This window comes from Mesorhizobium sp. PAMC28654 (assembly GCF_020616515.1).
Taxonomy (GTDB): Bacteria; Pseudomonadota; Alphaproteobacteria; order Rhizobiales; family Rhizobiaceae; genus Mesorhizobium.
Genome location: NZ_CP085135.1, coordinates 5084462 through 5103504, shown reverse-complemented (window position 1 = coordinate 5103504; position 19043 = coordinate 5084462). Strand labels below are relative to the sequence as shown.

General features: G+C 64.3%; 14 protein-coding genes. 11 read left to right on the top strand and 3 right to left on the bottom strand.

The window, feature by feature from the left end; all coding sequences use genetic code 11:
- Positions 1 to 70: 70 nt before the first annotated feature.
- The 7 genes from LGH82_RS25090 (at position 71) to LGH82_RS25060 (ending at position 9006) form a co-directional block, all read left to right on the top strand.
- On the top strand, positions 71 to 319 hold the full coding sequence (locus LGH82_RS25090; RefSeq protein ID WP_319799892.1) for a DUF6719 family protein: 249 nt from the start codon (positions 71 to 73) through the stop codon (positions 317 to 319).
- A 505-nt stretch (positions 320 to 824) separates the two neighbouring features.
- Positions 825 to 914, top strand: coding sequence for a K(+)-transporting ATPase subunit F (gene kdpF / locus LGH82_RS25085; RefSeq protein ID WP_081609884.1), 90 nt, complete (start codon positions 825 to 827; stop codon positions 912 to 914).
- A 27-nt stretch (positions 915 to 941) separates the two neighbouring features.
- Positions 942 to 2645: a potassium-transporting ATPase subunit KdpA gene (kdpA, locus tag LGH82_RS25080; protein ID WP_227345306.1), complete on the top strand. Its 1704-nt coding sequence runs from the start codon at positions 942 to 944 to the stop codon at positions 2643 to 2645.
- Between the two features lie 223 nt (positions 2646 to 2868).
- A complete protein-coding gene (kdpB, locus tag LGH82_RS25075) occupies positions 2869 to 4962 on the top strand; it encodes a potassium-transporting ATPase subunit KdpB (protein WP_227345305.1) in 2094 nt (697 codons plus the stop codon).
- Positions 4963 to 4973: 11 nt separating this feature from the next.
- Positions 4974 to 5540, top strand: a complete 567-nt coding sequence (gene kdpC / locus LGH82_RS25070) for a potassium-transporting ATPase subunit KdpC (RefSeq protein ID WP_227345304.1) — start codon at positions 4974 to 4976, stop codon at positions 5538 to 5540.
- A gap of 56 nt (positions 5541 to 5596) precedes the next feature.
- The gene (locus LGH82_RS25065; RefSeq protein ID WP_227345303.1) at positions 5597 to 8317 is read left to right on the top strand and encodes a sensor histidine kinase; all 2721 of its coding nucleotides are present in this window, start codon (positions 5597 to 5599) and stop codon (positions 8315 to 8317) included.
- A complete protein-coding gene (locus LGH82_RS25060; protein ID WP_227345302.1) occupies positions 8314 to 9006 on the top strand; it encodes a response regulator transcription factor in 693 nt (230 codons plus the stop codon). The genes LGH82_RS25065 and LGH82_RS25060 overlap by 4 nt, the downstream gene beginning before the upstream one ends.
- Before the next feature lie 112 nt (positions 9007 to 9118).
- Here the strand turns inward: LGH82_RS25060 and LGH82_RS25055 are convergent, their stop codons facing one another.
- The 3 genes from LGH82_RS25055 to LGH82_RS25045 form a co-directional block, all read right to left on the bottom strand.
- Positions 9119 to 9628, bottom strand: coding sequence for an invasion associated locus B family protein (locus LGH82_RS25055; protein ID WP_227345301.1), 510 nt, complete (start codon positions 9626 to 9628; stop codon positions 9119 to 9121).
- Between the two features lie 103 nt (positions 9629 to 9731).
- Positions 9732 to 12059 (bottom strand): autotransporter outer membrane beta-barrel domain-containing protein, encoded by a 2328-nt coding sequence (locus LGH82_RS25050; protein WP_227345300.1) that lies wholly within the window; start codon positions 12057 to 12059, stop codon positions 9732 to 9734.
- Complete coding sequence (locus LGH82_RS25045) at positions 11963 to 16258, bottom strand: beta strand repeat-containing protein (RefSeq protein ID WP_227345299.1); 4296 nt, start codon at positions 16256 to 16258, stop codon at positions 11963 to 11965. The genes LGH82_RS25050 and LGH82_RS25045 overlap by 97 nt, the downstream gene beginning before the upstream one ends.
- On the opposite strand from LGH82_RS25045, the gene LGH82_RS25040 reads away from it, so the two are divergent.
- The 4 genes from LGH82_RS25040 (at position 16242) to LGH82_RS25025 (ending at position 18949) form a co-directional block, all read left to right on the top strand.
- Complete coding sequence (locus LGH82_RS25040; protein WP_264484334.1) at positions 16242 to 16493, top strand: hypothetical protein; 252 nt, start codon at positions 16242 to 16244, stop codon at positions 16491 to 16493. The genes LGH82_RS25045 and LGH82_RS25040 overlap by 17 nt on opposite strands.
- Before the next feature lie 210 nt (positions 16494 to 16703).
- The gene (locus LGH82_RS25035; RefSeq protein ID WP_227345298.1) at positions 16704 to 17270 is read left to right on the top strand and encodes a hypothetical protein; all 567 of its coding nucleotides are present in this window, start codon (positions 16704 to 16706) and stop codon (positions 17268 to 17270) included.
- Between the two features lie 342 nt (positions 17271 to 17612).
- Positions 17613 to 17882, top strand: coding sequence for a hypothetical protein (locus LGH82_RS25030; protein WP_227345297.1), 270 nt, complete (start codon positions 17613 to 17615; stop codon positions 17880 to 17882).
- Positions 17883 to 18646: 764 nt separating this feature from the next.
- A complete protein-coding gene (locus LGH82_RS25025) occupies positions 18647 to 18949 on the top strand; it encodes a hypothetical protein (RefSeq protein ID WP_227345296.1) in 303 nt (100 codons plus the stop codon).
- Positions 18950 to 19043: the final 94 nt, after the last annotated feature.

Sequence of the window (19043 nt, the reverse complement as noted above, 5' to 3'; positions counted from 1 at the left end):
GCACGGCTCTTGTTGTGCCCCGTTCGGGGCCGATGCTAGCGTGCCGCCTGCAACCAGCGGGTGAGGAATCATGAGAAGAATAGCCGGAGCGTTTTTGATTGGCATGCTTGGCGTCGCGCAGGCTGCTGCTGGCGTGCAGATACTGCGCCATGAACCTGGCAATGGCAGGCTACACGCAGGCCAGGCGGTGCTCGTCGACGACGGCAGTTGTCCCAAGGGCCAAGTCAAGGAAGTCAAGGCCGGCGCCAATCGAAGCGTCAGCAGCAACGCGAAGCTGGGTGGGTCTAAGCGTACCTATCGCTGCGTCCCGCATCCTTGAGGAGCCATGTAGCGCAAGGGCCAAACGGCTTGACGCGCCATTCTTCTCATCGCCCGGAAGATACATTGACGTCGTGAGGCAAGCCGACACGGACTCTGGCGCCGAAGGCGGGGCGTGCCGTTTTCGCTGCCCACCATCGTGTGGCTCCGGCGAGTGGTAGCCAGCGAAAACGCCAACCAACATGACCCGCCTGCGCCTGTCCGGCGGCAGAGCCCACCCAAAATCTATATAAAATTCCTATTTCTTTCCGCACCGCCCCGTCTCGAACCTTTATGGCGATCGGGTCCATATTCCGCCTGAGAAAGATTTCGGGCGCCGTGCCATTTGAAAATGGAGCGGTCCGTTTTCACGGTATTGCGAGCCCTTCGACCAAGGGCGCGAAATACAAGCAGAAATAAGGAACAGCGTGATGGACATCATTCTTGTCGGGTTAGGGCTTTTGTTTTTTTCCCTGGCCCTCGTCTACGTCAAAGCCTGTGACAGAATTTAAGCAAAGGATCGAACCATGCTTGTCGATTATATCCTCGGTGGCGGTGTGACGCTGTTCCTGCTTGCCTACCTGACATACGCCCTCGTTCGCCCAGAACGCTTCTGATCGCCGCAGGCACGGAAAGCCAAACCCATGACACTCTTCGGATGGATACAGATCCTCGTCTATTGCGGGATCATCATTTTGCTTGTGAAGCCGCTTGGCGGCTACATGCATCGCGTCTTCAACGGCGAGCGCACGCTTCTGTCGCCGATTTTCGGCCCGCTCGAGCGCGGGCTTTACCGCATCTGCGGAACCAGCGACCGCGAGGAACAGCATTGGACCACCTATGCGGTAGCCATGCTGCTGTTCAATCTGGCCGGGTTCCTGCTGCTCTACGTCCTGCCGCGCGCGCAGGGGCTGCTGCCCTACAATCCGGCCGGCATGAGCGCCATCACGCCTGATCTCGCCTTCAACACCGCCGTCAGCTTCGTCACCAACACCAACTGGCAGAACTACGGCGGCGAGAGCACGATGTCCTACTTCGTGCAGATGGTCGGCCTCACCGTGCAGAATTTCCTGTCTGCTGCCACCGGCATCGCCATCGCGATGGCGCTGATCCGCGGCTTCGCCCGGGCGTCGGGCAAGTCGATCGGCAATTTCTGGGTCGATATGACCCGCGCCACCCTCTATCTGCTCCTGCCGCTCTGCATCGTGCTGACGCTGGTCTATGTCTGGCTCGGCATGCCGCAGACGTTCGGCCCCTATATCAGCGCTACGACGCTTGAAGGCGCGCAGCAGACCATCGCCGTCGGCCCGGTCGCCACGCAGATCGCCATCAAGATGCTGGGCACCAATGGCGGCGGCTTCTTCAACGCCAACGCCGCGCACCCGTTCGAAAACCCCGACGCGATCTCCAACCTGATCCAGATGGTGACGATCTTCGCCATCGGCGCGGCCCTCACCAATGTCTTCGGTCGCATGGTCGGCAACCAGCGCCAGGGCTGGGCGATCCTGTCCGCGATGGGCGTCCTGTTCATCGCCGGCGTCGTCGTCTGCTACTGGGCTGAAGCCGCCGGCAACCCGCTGGTCCATGCGCTCGGCCTCGACGGCGGCAACATGGAGGGCAAGGAAAGCCGCTTCGGCATCGCACTCTCGGCTCTGTTCGCGGTCATCACCACGGCCGCGTCCTGCGGCGCCGTCAACGCCATGCACGGCTCCTTCACCGCGCTGGGCGGCATGATCCCGATGATCAACATGCAGCTCGGCGAGGTCATCGTCGGCGGTGTCGGCGCCGGTCTCTACGGCATCCTTATGTTCATCGTGGTCGCCGTCTTCGTTGCCGGGCTGATGGTCGGTCGCACGCCCGAATATCTCGGCAAGAAGATCGAGGCCAAGGAAGTCAAGATGGCGATGCTCGCCATCCTGTGCCTGCCGCTGGCGATGCTTATCTTCACGGCCATCGCCGTCGTGCTGCCAAGCGGCGTCGCCGCGATGGGCAATGCCGGCCCGCACGGCTTCTCCGAGGTCCTCTATGCCTACACCTCGGCTGCCGCCAACAACGGCTCGGCCTTCGGCGGCCTCAGCGGCAACACGCCCTGGTACAACATCACGCTGGGCATCGGCATGCTGATGGGCCGGTTCCTGGTGATTATCCCGGCACTCGCCATCGCGGGCTCGCTGGCGGCGAAGAAGACGGTTCCTGCCTCAGCGGGCACCTTCCCGACCGACGGCCCGCTGTTCGTCGGGCTGCTGGTCGGCGTCATCGTGATCGTCGGTGGCCTGACCTTCTTCCCGGCACTCGCGGTCGGACCGATCGTCGAACATTTGGCGATGATCCACGGACAGACGTTCTGAGACGGCCATGGCCTGGTTCAAACTCACGCGTCGCAAGGACCGGCCTCGGGCCGGCAATGAGGGGGAGGCAACTCCCCCTCATTGCCGGCCCGACCGTGTCCACATTCCTCGGCATCGCTGCAGTCATGATCGTGATCTGGCTGCTGGCCTACGGGCCGCCGCACTTCTTTTCGGCATCCGATCGATCGGCGCCGTCCAACAACATCGGCACTGGAGCCAACAAATGAGCCAGTCTAAATCCGCGAGCATCATGGATGCCCGCATCCTGTGGCCCGCCATTGGCGGGGCCTTCAAGAAGCTGAACCCGCGCACCTTGGCCAAGAACCCGGTGATGTTCGTCGTCGCCGTCGTCTCGGCGCTGACCACTGTCCTGTTCATCAGGGATCTCATCACCGGCGGCGGCGATTTCAAATTTACGCTGCAGATCATCATCTGGCTGTGGTTCACGGTGCTGTTCGCCAACTTCGCCGAAGCGGTCGCGGAAGGTCGCGGCAAGGCGCAGGCCGACTCGTTGCGCAAGGCGCGCACCGAAACCGAGGCCAAGCTGCTGACCAGCGAGGACCGCACCAAATTCAAAATGGTGCCGGGCACCAGCCTGAAGGTCGGCGACATCGTCCTGGTAGAAGCCGGTGACATCATCCCGTCGGACGGCGAAGTGGTCGAAGGCGTCGCCTCGGTCAACGAAGCGGCCATCACCGGCGAATCCGCGCCGGTCATCCGCGAATCCGGCGGCGACCGTTCGGCGGTCACCGGCGGCACGCAGGTGCTGTCCGACTGGATCCGCGTGCGCATCACCGCGGCTTCCGGCCACACTTTCCTTGACCGCATGATCTCGCTGGTCGAAGGCGCCGAGCGCCAGAAGACACCCAACGAGATCGCGCTCAACATCCTGCTCGTCGGCATGACGCTGATCTTCGTGCTGGCCACAGCGACGATCCCGAGCTTCGCCTCCTATTCGGGCGGCTATATTTCGGTGACCGTGCTCGTTGCGCTGTTCGTCACGCTGATCCCGACCACGATCGGCGCCCTGCTGTCGGCCATCGGCATCGCCGGCATGGACCGCCTAGTGCGCTTCAACGTGCTGGCCATGTCGGGCCGCGCCGTCGAGGCCGCCGGCGACGTCGATACGCTGCTGCTCGACAAGACCGGCACGATCACCCTCGGCAACCGCCAGGCGACGGAGTTCCGCCCGGTCAAGGGCGTCACCGAACAGGAACTGGCCGATGCCGCCCAGCTCGCCTCGCTGGCCGACGAAACGCCGGAAGGCCGCTCGATCGTCGTGCTGGCAAAGGAGAAATACGCCATCCGTGCCCGCGACATGGCAACGCTGCATGCCACCTTCGTGCCCTTCACCGCGCAGACCCGCATGAGCGGCGTCGACATCGATGGCTCGTCGGTGCGCAAGGGCGCCGTCGATTCGGTCCTCGCCCATGTCAACCAGTCGACGTCAGCCTCGCATGGCACGCGCCCAAGCAGCGACGCCGTCCGTGACCTCCAGGCCATCGCCGACGAGATCGCCAAATCCGGCGGCACGCCGCTGGCGGTCGAGCGCGACGGGCGCCTGCTCGGCGTCGTCCACCTCAAGGACATCGTCAAGGGCGGCATCAAGGAACGCTTCACCGAACTGCGCCGCATGGGCATCCGCACCGTGATGATCACCGGCGACAATCCGATGACGGCGGCGGCGATCGCCGCGGAAGCCGGCGTCGACGACTTCCTTGCCCAGGCGACGCCAGAGGACAAGCTGAAGCTCATCCGCGACGAACAGGCCAAGGGCAAGCTGGTCGCCATGTGCGGCGACGGCACCAACGACGCGCCCGCCCTTGCCCAGGCCGATGTCGGCGTCGCCATGAACACAGGCACGGTCGCCGCGCGCGAAGCCGGCAACATGATCGACCTGGACAGCGATCCGACCAAGCTCATCGAGATCGTCGAGATCGGCAAGGCGCTGCTGATGACGCGCGGTTCGCTGACGACCTTCTCCATCGCCAATGACGTGGCCAAGTATTTCGCCATCATCCCGGCGATGTTCGCCGTCTTCTACATCGCCCCGGGGCAGACCACCGGCCCGCTGCAGGCGCTGAACATCATGCATCTGGCGACGCCGCAGAGCGCCATCCTGTCGGCCATCATCTTCAACGCGCTGATCATCATCGCGCTGATCCCGCTGTCGCTGAAGGGCGTCAAGTACCGTGCGATCGGCGCCGGCGCGCTGCTCAGCCGCAACCTCCTGGTCTACGGCCTCGGCGGCATTATCGTTCCGTTCGTCGGCATCAAGCTGATCGACATGGCCATCACCGCCATCGGTCTCGCATAAGGATCATCTAGATGTTCAAGCAAATCAGACCCGCGATCATCATGATCGTCTTCTTCACCGCCCTCACCGGCCTGGTCTACCCCTTGGGCATGACCGGCATCGCTCAAGCGCTGTTCCCACGGCAGGCCAACGGCAGCCTGGTCGAAAAGGACGGCAAGGTCATCGGCTCCGAACTGATCGGCCAGGCCTTCGCCAGCGACAAGTATTTCCACGGCCGGCCTTCGGCGGCCGGTAACAACGGCTACGACGCCTCCTCCTCCGGCGGCACGAATCTCGGCCCGACCAACCCGAAGCTGATCGATCGCATCAAGGGCGATGCCGAGAAGCTGAAGGCGGAAAACCCGAACCAGCCGGTGCCGATGGATCTTGTCACCACGTCCGGCAGCGGCCTTGACCCGCATGTCAGCCCGGAAGCGGCCTATTTCCAGGTCCCTCGGGTCGCCAAGGCAAGGGGCATCGATGAAGCCAAGGTCAAGGCACTGGTCGACAGCCATGTCGAGGGCCGAGAACTCGGCTTCATGGGCGAGCCCGTCATCAACGTGCTGGCGCTCAACCTGGCGCTGGACGCCGCGAAGTAACGAATGGTGCCGCCGGGGATCGACAGTGTCCCCGGCGCCATCCATGATCGATTCTGATGCCGGAAGACAGAAGCAACGAAACCAGGCCTTCCCCAGACGCGCTGCTTGATCATGCGGAGCGCGAAGGGCGCGGTCGCCTGAGAATATTCCTGGGCGCGGCGCCCGGTGTCGGCAAGACCTACGAGATGCTGATGTCGGGTCGCGCCAGGCTGGCCGACGGCGTGGACGTGGTGATCGGCATTGTCGAGACTCACGGCCGCAAGGAAACACTTGCCCTGGTCGAGGGCTATGAGATCATCCCGAGGCGCCACATCGACTACAAGGGGCGCGCCCTCGACGAGATGGATATCGATGCCATCATCGCCCGCCGCCCGACGCTGGTTCTTGTCGACGAACTGGCCCACAGCAACGCCCCTGGCAGCCGCCACCCCAAGCGCTACCTCGACGTCCAGGAAATCCTGACGCAAGGCATCGACGTCTACACGACGCTGAACATCCAGCATGTCGAAAGCCTGAACGATGTCGTCGCCCAGATCACGCGCGTCAGGGTTCGCGAGACGGTTCCCGATTCCATCATCGACCAGGCCGATGATGTCGAGATCATCGACCTCACCCCCGATGACCTGATCAAGCGGCTGGAGGAGGGAAAAGTCTATTTTCCCAACACCGCCCAGCGTGCCATCGAAAACTATTTTTCGCCGGGCAATCTGACGGCGCTGCGGGAGCTGGCGCTGCGCCGCACCGCCCAGCGCGTTGACGAGCAGTTGCTGATCCACATGCAGGCCCATGCCATCCCCGGCCCCTGGGCGGCGGGCGAGAGGGTTCTCGTCTGCATCGACGCAAGCCCGGGGGGAGCCGCCCGCGTTCGATATGCGCGCAGGCTGGCCGACCGGCTCCGTGCTCCCTGGACGGCGCTTCATGTCGATGGCCCTCGCTCTGCCAGCATGTCCGAAGAGGACAAGGACCGGCTGGCGACGCATCTGCGGCTTGCCGAGCAGCTCGGCGCCGAGGTGACGACCATTCCCGGTCAGAACATCGCGCAAGACATCGTTCGCCATGCGACCGCGAACAACTTCACCCATATCGTCATCGGCCGGCCGACCCGGTCGCGCTGGCGGGAGTTGATCGAGGGTTCGCTCACCTATGATCTCATCCGCAATGCCGGCGATATCAGCGTCCATGTCATTTCGGGAAACGAACCGAATACCGAGGCGACGTCGCGGAGCGTCAGGACGGCGGACGAGCAGAGGCAGTTCCAGATCTGGCCCTATCTGCTGGCCACGGCCTATGTCGCGGGCTCGCTCGCCTTCGCCGCGGCCCTCGACCAGTTTCTCGACGTTCGCAATCTCGCGATCATCTTTCTCATCGCGGTGCTGGCATCGGCGGTCACCGGAGGGCTCTGGCCGGCTCTGTATGCCTGTCTCGTCAGCGCCCTTGCCTTCAACTATTTTTTCCTCGAGCCACGCTACACGCTGACGATCAGGGACCCGGAGAGCATCGTTGCGCTTGGCGTGTTCCTTGTTGTTGCGGTCATCGCCAGCAATTTGACGGCGCGCGTACAGCGTCAGGCGGTCGCTGCACGCTCACGCGCACGGGCCACCGAGGATATCTACCTCTTTTCAAAGAAACTCGCCGGCGCCGGCACACTAGACGACGTTCTCTGGGCCACCGCCTTCCAGATCGCCTCGATGCTGAAGCTGCGGGTCGTGCTGCTCCTGCCCGAAGACGGAACGATCACCGTCAAGGCCGGCTATCCGCCAGACGACACGCTGGCCGAGGCCGACATCGCGGCGGCACGTTGGGCCTGGGAGCACAACCGTGCGGCGGGGCGCGGCGCCGACACGCTTCCTGGCGCCAAGCGCCTCTATCTTCCCCTACGCACAGGGCGAACGGCGATCGGCGTCGTTGGCCTCGACAACGACAAGCAGGGCCCGCTGTTGACGCCCGAGCAGCAGCGTCTTCTCGATGCGCTCGCCGACCAAGCGGCGGTCGCCATCGAGCGCATCCAGCTGGTCGCCGATGTCGACCGCGCCAAGCTAGCGGCCGAGGCCGACCGGCTGCGCTCGGCGCTGCTCACCTCCATCTCCCATGATCTGAAGACGCCGCTTGCCGCCATCATGGGCGCGGCCGGCACGCTGAGGGAGTTCGCGCCGGCACTCCCCGAAGAGGATCGGGCGGAGCTACTGTCGACCGTGCTCGACGAGTCCGAGCGGCTGAACCGCTTCATCGCCAATCTGCTCGACATGACCAAGATCGAATCCGGCGCCATGGAGCCCAACTATGCGCTCCACTATGTCGGCGACATCGTTGGCTCGGCCCTGCAACGCGCCCGGAAAATCATCGGCGAGCACAAGATCGAAACGGACATCCCCCAGGATCTGCCGATGCTGCGGCTCGACCCCGTGCTGTTCGAGCAGGTCCTGTTCAATCTCCTCGACAATGCTGCAAAATACGCGCCGCCTGCTTCGACGATCCGGCTGCAGGGCTGGAGGGACAATGGTTCCGTGCTGCTGCAGATCATGGATGAGGGACCGGGCATTCCCCCTGGCGATCTGGAACGGATCTTCGATTCATTCTACCGGGTGCGCAAACGCGATCAGGTCCGCGCCGGCACCGGGCTCGGCCTGTCGATCTGCCGGGGCTTCATCGAGGCGATGGGCGGAACGATTTCGGCGGCGAACCGGACTGACCGCCCAGGCGCGGTCTTCACCATCCGCATGCCGAAGCCGACGGAACTGCCCGATATCGATGAACCCAATACGGACGATCTGGCATGACAAATTCGAACGTCAAGATATTGGTCGTCGATGACGAACCGCCGATCCGCAAGCTGCTTCGCGTCGGCCTCGGCAGCCAGGGCTATGCCATCAGCGAGGCGCCCAATGCCAAGGTTGCGATCGAACTCGTTGAGGCGGAGAAGCCGGACCTGATCCTGCTCGACCTTGGCCTGCCCGGCATGGGCGGCCACGACCTGTTGCGCAAATGGCGTGACGACGGCCTCGACGTTCCCGTGGTCATCCTGTCCAGCCGCACCGACGAGGCCGGCATCGTCAAGGCACTGGAACTTGGCGCCGACGACTACGTCACCAAGCCCTTCGGCATGAACGAGCTGGTCGCCCGCATCCGCGTGGCGCTGCGCCACCGGTTCCAGCAGCAGGGCGAGAAGCCGGTGTTCCACACCGGCGATCTGTCCGTCGATCTGGTGAAGCGCATCGTCAAGGTCGAGGGCAAGGACGTAAAACTCTCGCCGAAGGAATACGACATCCTGCGCATCCTCGTGCAGCATGCGGGCAAGGTTCTCACCCACCATTTCCTGCTGAAGCAGGTATGGGGCGATACAACCGACGTCCAATATCTGCGGGTCTATGTGCGGCAGCTCAGGCAAAAGATCGAAAAGATGCCCGACCAGCCACGTTACATCACCACCGAGACCGGGGTTGGATACCGCCTTCGCGAGGTCGACTGATCCCGGATGGCGCGCCGGGCCTGACCCGAGGGCGCAACTCGTATCCGGAAAAGGTCAAGTCGACAGAGTGAGCGGCATTCGCCGCTCCCCATCCCCCATCGTGGTCTGACACTCAATTGGCCGAGAGTTCCGCGGTCCGGGCCAGCGCGCCGCCGAAACCGGCGAGCGAGATCGAAAAGCTGATCGGCTGTCCGGTATCCGCCGCAGTGGCATCGACCTTCAGCGTCGTGCCGCTCGTGAGCATCGGCGTGATGTCGGTATCGAACGCCACCGGCACCAGGCAACCGACCGACTGGCAGGTGTTGAATGGAAGTGTGCCGTCGAGCTTCTTGTCGTCGATTTCGAGAGCGACGCCCTTGGCCAGCGCCAGCCCGAATGGCAGCGCAAGCGTCCCGGCCGCATCCTCGCCGGTCTTCGTCGTCAATTCGATCGCCAGCAGGCGCTGGTTGGTCTGCTTGTTGAACTGCTGATGCGAGAGGCTGCACACCTTGTTCGTGCCGGCGATCTGGCAATTGACCGTCCAGTCGCCATGGGTCTCGGACAGCGCCGAAGCACCGCCGGGCAGTTGCGGCGCCTTGGCCGCGTCGGTGGCCGGTGCCGCCGCCTTGGTTTGTGCCGCCATCGACACGGACAAGCCGAGGGCGCAAAACACCCAGTGCGGCTGCGAAATAGACTTGCTTGCGACCCATGAAAACCCCTTTTTGCCAGCTTCGGCCTCAAGTCAGCTAGAAGCTGACCTTGAAAGACGCGCTGACCGCATTCTGTGTTACAGTTTCCCCGAAGGCGCCATTATACCGGACGGACATGCCGACGCCACTCACGCCATTGAGCTCAAGCCCGGCGCCGACCCGATAGAGTGGCGAATCGACGGCTTCCGTCAAGTGCAGAGCGGGATTGCCTGGCAGATTCTGCGCCGCCGCGAAACGTCCCTCGATCTCCCATTCCTTGTTGGAGAACTCCACGCCGGCTTTTCCGTAGATGCGAATGTTGGCGATGTCGCTAAGTGCAATATCAGTGCCGATCTCAAGGCCGGGCGTCGCGGAATAGTACATGTTGGCGCTGCCATCGAAATTGAAAGCAGCGACCGAGCCCGTCTCCTTGCCGGAAGCCCGAAGCCAACGCGCGTCGAACTGCAAGGTCGGCTGCAGGTAGAATGCGCCCATCTGCTTGACGAAACCGAGCCGCGTCGAGCCGCCGAACTGGGCGGTCTTCTGCGTATAGCTTACGCCGTTGCCGATACCGTCGAGGAGCAGTTCCGGCAGATAGACCCCCTCCTGTGTTTCGCCGGGGATGTAGCCGACCTGACCGACATGCGTATCTCGCTCGCCCTTGAACGCGCCGGTGCCGCCGCCCAGCGCGAGGTCGATGAAATAGTTCTTGTTCTCGTATTTCGCCAGGGCATAGGCCTGCCAGGATTCGCCCGTTGTCGCCGACAGCCGCTCCCCGTTGAAATCGATCTTCGAGTCGAATTCGCTCCGGCCGATCGTGGCGCCGAGCGACCAGTGCTGGCCGACCTCGCCGATGCCGCCAAGCGACATCGTCTTCAGCACATCGTCGCGGCTGGTGGTTCCGGCGCCGGCGTCGCGGCTGTATTCGGCCTGCGGGCTGATCGAGGCCCAGACACAGCGCCCGTCGGGATTGCTGTGCGCGCTTGCGCACTCGCGCGCCGTTTCCAGCATGATGTCGGCGGAGCGGTTGATCATGTCGAACGTATGCACCGCATAGTGCGGCGTCAGCCGTGTCAGCGCCGCGCCAAGCTCCTTCTCGTCAGGCAGGAAGCGCAGCATGTTGATGAGCCGCGCCATCGGATTGTCCGGGCTCGACGATGCTTCGATATCATCGAGATACTGGGCCATCTGATAAACGCCGAGGTCCTTGGTGCCTGATCCCGGATCCTTCGACAGTTCCAGGAACGTCGGGTTGTCGGCGTAGAGAACGAGGTCCGTCCCGTTGTCCACCCTGGTCAGGAAATTGAAGCCGACCGCCGGATGCAATGTCGTTGCCACGATGCCGGAATCCGTCATCGACGCGCCCTTTGCGATCACATACTCGGCGAACAGCTTGTCGATGGACAGGAAGTTGAGCGGCGCTTTACCGTCGAAATCTCCCGCGGCGGTGAGCGTCAGGGCATCGGTGATCTGGTTGTTGAGATCGATATCGGTGACGAAATCGCCGCTACCAGTCTGGGTAAAGCCGCCGACGACATCCACCGTGGCAACGACACCAATACCCTTGTTGGTCACAAGGCCTTTGTTGTTGAACATACCGCCGCCCAGATCGATGGTCTTGAGACCTACCATCGAGGAGAATTCGAAATTGTTGAATTCATTCGTGCCGCCGCCCAAGTCGATGTTGCCGATGACGCGGCCAAGCCCGACAACACTCTTCTGGTTGTTGATCTTGTCATTGCCGGAGGTGCCGGTGATCGAAAGCGGGCTGAAATCGTCGAGCAGGGATTCCAGGATTGCGTCCTTCGGCACGAATGGGCCGGGCGAGGCAAGCAGCGAGGCGCTGAACGCGGCAAGGTTGGATTGCAGCACCGAGAATGTCGGCGTCGCCCCCATCGCATAGAGCAGGCTGTTGTTGTTGACGGTGTTGTCCTGGCCTCCGACCAGCATGACCGCCACGCCTGTGTCCGCGCCACCGATCGTGTACTGGCCATTGAGATTGATGGTGATGTTACCCTTGGTGCCCTTGGCCGTGCTCTCGCCATAGGCCGCCACGGAATCCGCCCCTTGCGCGAACAGGCTGGACTTCGCGGTCAGCGTGACCGCCTTGGCGTTGCCTTGGCCGGTCGCGCTCTGGCCGAACAGCGCATAGCTTTCCGCGCCATGGACGGCGACCTGGCTGTTCGCCGTCGCCGAGGCGGCATTGGCATCCCCGACACCGCCCGCCGAGCCCGCGCCCTTGTTGAGGCCGCCGGCGATGCCGCCACCGCCGCCGACCGCCTGGGCGACTATGCCGTGCGAGCGGATGCCTGTCGTGGTGATCTCACCGGTCTGGATGATGGTGACTGTGCCGCCGACGCCAGTCGAGCCGTCCAGCATCTCCAAGGACAACTCGGTGGGACCGTCGCCATCGTCATCGGTCGTAAACCGACCGAAGCTGGTTCCGCCGAAGCCACCGCCACCGCCCACGGATTGCGCGACAATGGCGATCGAATCCGCGCCTTCGGTGATGATCGACCCGGTGCGCTCGACATAGACGTTACCGCCGTCGCCGCCGGCGCCCCAAGCCCGCCAACGCCCAACGCGACACCGGCCTTGCCGGAGGCATCCGCGCCAAAACCGCCACCGCCGCCTACAGACTGCGCAACCACGCCATGCGCCAGCACACCCGTGGTGTGAATGTCGCCGGCGACCAGCACCTCCACATAGCCGCCATTGCCGCCGAACCCGCCGTTGACGCCGACCTGAAGCGAGTAAGCTCCGTCGCCTTCGGACTCGTTGGTCATCGAGCCGCCGAAGCCGCCACCGCCGCCCACGGACTGGGCGAAGATACCGAAGGCGCCCGCGCCGGATGTGTTGATGGTGCCCGCGTTGTGATGGACGTAGACGGCGCCGCCATTCGCGCCGGCGCCGACCACCTTGTTCGGGCCAACCAGATCCTGCGGCGCCAGTTGAATGCCGATACTGGTCTTGCCGTCCGAAGCCTGCGTCAGGGAGCTCGACGCGCCGCCGCCGCCGCCGATCGATTGAGCGAAGATGCCGTGCGACATGACGCCGAGTGTGGTGATACTTCCATAATTCGTGACACGGACGGTGCCGCCGTTGGAGCCACCCGCACCGGTTCCACCGAGCTGCAGGATCACGGTCGTGTCGCCGCCCTTGGCCTGGCTGTTGCCCGCGCCCGCGGAGCCGCCGCCACCGCCGACGGACTGCGCGAAAATCCCGTGCGCGTTGTCGCCGGCGGTTATGATGCGGCCCGTTGCCTGGTTGGTGACCGTTACATTGCCGCCCGTGCCGCCCTTGCCGCCCTTGCCGCTCAGCGACGCGCCGATCTGGTACTCCGCCTCCTCGCTGGTCGTGCCCGCCGCGCCGCCACTGCCGCCGCCGCCGCCGATGGATTGTGCCTGGATGCCATGCGAGCCATGTCCGGTGCGAGCGCCGGTTGTCAGGTTCAGACTGCCGGTCGTGATGATGCCGGCATTGTCCACGATCACGTCGCCGCCGGCGCCGCCGCCATCGGCAAAGCCGCCAACGACAAGATTCACTGTCAAGGTACCACCCGAGCCTCGGCTCTCGCCGCCGCCGCCAGCGCCGCCGCTGCCGCCGATCGACTGGGCGAAGATGCCGACGGATCGATTGCCAAGAGTGCGAATTTCAGCAGTGTCGCTATTGGTGACGTGCACAAGACCACCTATGCCCGCCGCCCCGCCAAATCCTCCGACAGAACCGCCAATCGCATACTCGGCCGCGACACCTGATGATGCCGCACCGCCAATGCCGCCGCCGCCGACGGAACTTGCCGTGACGCCATTCGATTCGTCGCTGTCGGTCTGGATCCTGACAGTGTTGGTCACCTGGATCTCACCGCCATTGCCGGCATCGCCGCCCGCCAGCCCGATGCCCGCGCCCACCGAAACGGTCGCGCTACCGCCATATTTGCCCTCATTGCCCGCGGCCGCCGCGCCGGCAAGGCCGCCACCCCCGCCGATCGACTGCGCCACGATGCCGGCGGAGCCATATCCGCGCGTATGGATATTGCCGGAATTGTTCACGATCACCTTCATGCCACTGCTGCCGCTGTCGGGCGCAAGCGCATAGGTGCCCCATTCCGCTTGGTTGGTGACGGCATCGCCGTCGCGGTCCCCGTTGGCATCGCCGCCGCCGCCACCGATCGCGAGGTTCGCGTTGATATTGGTTCCCTCGCTGCCCAGGTCATAGGCCTTGGCATCGGCCGAGCCACCAGCGCCACCCCCGCCGCCGATCGACTGGGCCACGATGCCATTGGAGAAGTCGCCATAGGTCTCGAGCACGCCGGAATTTATGACCGTGACCGCGCCGCCATTGTTTCCATCGCCACCCTGGCCGCCGATCGCCACATTGGCGCTGACATTGACATTCGAGCCGTTGCCGATCGATGCCGTGGTGCCGCTGGCCGAACCGCCGGAACCGCCGCCGCCGCCGATCGACTGCGCCAGAATCGCATTGCTGAGATTTCTCCCCGTTGTGATCGAGGCCGCATTGGTCACATTGACGGTTCCGCCGATGTTGCCTGAGCCGCCCCAACCGCCGACGGTCACCGTGGCACTGACCGTGACGCTGCCTCCGAGGCCACCCGCGCCAGCCATGGAATCGCCGCCATTGCCGCCGCCGCCACCGACCGACTGCGCAAGAATGCCATGCGAATTGTTGCCCGTGGTCACGATCGAGCTGGTCGGATCGGTGAGCCCGAAATTGGCGGTCACGGTGTTGCCGATGCCGCCGCCACCACCCTTGCCGCCAATCGAGGCGCCCAGATTGATGCTCACCGTTGGGCTGAAACTGCCAGAATAGGTGCGGCTGCGACCGCCGTCGCCACCGCGACCGCCAACCGATTGCGCCAATATGCCGCCACCATTGTCGGGATTGATCGGCTTGCCGCTGTCATCGACCACGTCAGGATTGGGTATCGATGCGATGTGTCCGTTGCCGGTGACTTCCACCGTGCCGGCGTTACCTCCGGCAGCGCCCGAGCCGCCGACCGACACCGAGAGCGCGCCTGCCGGATAGGGGTAGATGTTTGCCGCGGCCGACAGGGCGAACGCATCGCCGCCGCTGCCGCCATTGCCGCCGACCGACTGCGCGAAAATGCCCTTGGAGCCGCGGCCATTGACTGTGATGTCGCCGGCATGGCGAACGATGACGTTGCCGCCGGTGCCGCCACCACCACCACCACCACCGCCGATCGAGACCGAGATCGCGGCAAGGCCGGCCGATACGGAGTTCGCCGCGCCGCCATTTCCGCCACCGCCGCCCACCGACTGCGCCAGGATGCCATGCGAGAGGCCGCCATAGGTCCTGATGTTGGCATTGTTGGTGACATCCACCAGCTTGCCGTCGCCACCCAGTCCACCACCGCCACCGACCGATACGGCTGCTGTTGTGCCAATGCCATAACTGAAGCCACCATCGCCGCCGCCACCGCCAACTGATTGGGCGAAGAGGCCGACCGAGCCGTATTGGAGCGTCGTGGTCTTGTTGGTGTTGGTTGCACGAACCTCGCCGCCGCTGCCGCCGCCATCGCCACTGCCCGCAACGGAGACCGTCGGGCCGAGGCCTCCCGTGATCGAGAACCCGCCGGAGCCGCCGCCACCGCCCACCGACTGCACCAGGAAGCCATGCGAGAAAATACCGTCCGTTTTCAACTCCGCGCCATTCGACGCCATGACGTTGCGCCCGATGCCACCGACGCTTCCATCGCCACCGACGCCGACATTGCCGCCCGACCCAGCTGAGATTGTTGAGCCACCGGCACCACCGCCGCCGCCGATGGATTGCGCGACATAGGCGTGGGAGTATTCGCCGGACGTCGAAATGCTGCCGCCGCGAACAGTGGAAAAGACTTCACCGCCAGCACCGCCGCCGGAGCCTCCACCGCCGATGCCGACGGAAACAGCCCCGGATACCGCGAGCGTGAAGCCGCCGCTTCCGCCGCCGCCGCCGACCGACTGGGCGAGAAGGCCTATCGACCGGTGGCCGTCGGTGCTGATCGTAGCGGTGTTGATGTCGACATCGACACGTTCGCCATTGCTGCCGACGCTGGAGCCGCCGCCAATGCCGACGGTAACCCCTGCCGAGACATTGACCGAGAAGCCGCCATTGCCGCCGCCACCGCCGATCGACTGCACGATGAGGCCGGCGGAATCGTTGCCCCTTGTCGTGATCGTGGTTGTGTTGGATGTGTATTTGGCTGTGTTGGTGATGCCGCCCGCCCCACCGTCGCCACCAATACCGACCGACACCGCGAAGCTGCCCGTGAACGCACCCCCACCGTTGCCGCCGCCGCCACCGACCGACTGCACGATGATGCCCGCCGACCGGTCCCGCCATGTATCGACCGTGCCGTTGAAATCGGCGCTGACAGCCTTCGAGTCGCCCCCGGCCGATCCGATGCCGCCGACCGAGACCGTCGCCGCAACGCCAACGGCTCCCGAGAAGCCGCCATTGCCACCGCCGCCGCCGATCGATTGCACGATCAATCCGGTCGAATCGATCCCGTCCGTCTCGATCTTCTGGAGGCCGCCGGCAACCGTGCGGAAACACCTCACCAGCATTGCCGCCCTTGGACCCGCTGCCGCCCACGCCGATCGTCGCACCAAGGCTGCCGGCGATAGTGAACCCGCCATTGCCGCCGCCGCCGCCGATGGATTGAGCGATAAGCCCGGCGGACCGGTCGCCGGACGTCTTGATCGAACCGCCGCTGGTAACATCGACCAGCTTGGCGCTACCGCCGGCGTCGCCGCCGCCGCCGACACCCACGGCTACGCCGAGCGACGCACTTAGGGAGAACCCACCATTGCCGCCGCCGCCGCCAACCGACTGGACGACCACGCCGGCGGAATCATCTCCTACAGTCGTGACCGTGGCATTGCCGATGTTGTAGCGCACCTCGCCACCGTCGCCACCTCGTGAGCCCGAGCCGCCGATGGCGACCGAAACGACACTGCCTGCGGCGAATGCGCCGCCGCCATTGCCGCCGCCGCCGCCAACCGATTGCACAAGCATGCCGATCGCCGACCGGCCGTTCGTGCCGACGACAACGCCGCTCCCAGCCTGGTTGGCCGTCACGTTGCCACCGTTTCCAGCGGTCCCGCCACTGCCGCCGATCGCGACGGCCACGGTGCTGGACACAGAAAACGCGAACCCGCCATTGCCGCCACCGCCGCCGACCGACTGCGCCAGCACGCCGATTGCACCATCGCCGCTGCCATCATTACCGGTGATGATCTCGCCGCCGATATTGGCAATGACCGTTCCCGCATCGCCGCCACCGGCGCCATTGCCGCCCACGGACACGACACCGGCTGCGCCACCACCGTCACCGCCGCCGCCGCCGATCGATTCCACCAGCATGCCGATCGCGCCAACGCCATTGGTCGTGATCTTGTTGGTATTGGTCGCCGTGGCGTTTCCACCACTGTTGCCGTCGGCACCGGCTCCGCCCCCGCTGAACAAACCGAAGGCGCCACCGCCATTACCGCCGGCGCCGCCGACGGACTGCACGACCATGCCGGAGGCATAGTCCCCGTAGGTGGTTATGACGCCGGAGTTCTCGCCTGAAGCATCGGCGCCGGCAGTCGGGCTGCCGCCATTGCCGCCGGAGCCGAAAAACGAAACGGTCGTATTTCCGTCGCCGCCTCGGCCTCCGGCGGAGCGAACAACCATGCCATATGAAAATCGCCCGGATGTGGTCACCTCGCCTGCGTTGCTGCCGTTCGCCGTACCAGCGCTGCCACCATTACCGCCTTCACCAGCATTTGCCGGACCTGCGGCGATGGCATTGCCACCCTTGCCGCCATTTCCGCCGCTGCCATCCACGAGGATGCCGAACGAGTTGTCCCCTGTCGTCCTTATGATGCTCGTGGCTGTGGCGGTTGCACTGGCGGTACCACCGGCACCGCCATGTCCAGCGTCACCCTCATCCGCGAAGAAGAGACCGCCACTGCCGCCGCCATCACCACCTTGACCGCCAGTGGCTGTCGCCGCCATGCCGTGATGAGAATTACCATCCGTGCTCAGCGTGGCGTTGTTGTTGGTGGCGGTGGCACTTCCGGCGTTACCGCCATTGCCACCTTCGCCCCCATTGCCGACGAGAAGGATGGTGCCATAGCCGCCATGCCCGCCATTGCCGCCATCGGCGGTGACGTCGAAGGCGTGAACCCCGTCAGGTGAGGCAGCGGGCACGGTTTGATTGATAGTGTTGACATGCACCGCGTTGCCGCCGTTGCCGCCATGATCGCCACTTGCGTCATAGACCGGGGGTGCGTTGTCACCATTTCCGCCATTTGAGTTGATGAGCACCTGGGCGGTAGCCGGCAACGCCGATACCAGCGCCGCGCTGCCTGCCAGTGCCATCCAGATCGCCCGCATGACGGCGCCTTGTCGCGGCGGCTGCATACGACCCGCTGCGGCAACGCCGCCAAGATCGCTGACGGCAAGGTCATGGAGAGTTCGGCCGCCAACCGCTGTCGACAGGCCTAGCGGACGCCTGGAAGACCGATACTCAGCCGCCCCACGCAGGCGAAACCGCCCTGAAAACAAAGCCATGCACCCACCCCTGATTTGCGACGCTCTCGACCCCTCCTCGGGCCCGGCGTCGCCGCCCCATCCGCAATAAAAACTCGCGACGCTCGCGATCAGGCCCAATGCATCACACCCAATGCTGCCTCGGGTCAGCCCTGAAGCATTGTCCTAGTCAGATTACATTGCTCCCGATCGGTGGAATCGGAATGTTATGGGCGGGACACTGACCAAAACATCGGGTGTTTGGTAGTCGTCATATGACGACAGCCTTCCGATCCTGGCTCACATTTCGCAGAAGGCGAGAATTAGACTCCAACGAGGCGAAATCCTTGATTCTGTTGCTTTCACCCATGGTGCCCCCGGGCAAACACCCTATATCTGGGGTGAGGTCTGTTTTGTGCGGGAGTGAACCAATGTCACCGCTTCGCCCATCCACCGTTTTGATGTCGTTAATGCTGGCTGCGGCCATGTTGCCGGTCGTGGGTTCGCACGCCTTTGCCCAGCTGAACTCGGCCAATACCAACGCGCTGATCCAGCAAAACCAATTGCAGACGCTGCAGAACAGCCTGCAGAGGCAGCAATTCCAGCAACAGCAGCAGCAGTACCGTGCGCAGGACCGCGTGATCGTTCAGCAGCCTACGCCGGTGGTGCCTCAAGCCAGGCCGAGTTGCCAGACGTCGATCATTGGTACGACCGCCGTGAACAATTGCCGCTGACAAGCCGGCGTTTTCCGATTATTTAGCCGACTTACGTGCATGCATTGCCGTGCGCGTGGGCGATGGTTTTGGTTTTGCAACGGTGCCGCTTCGC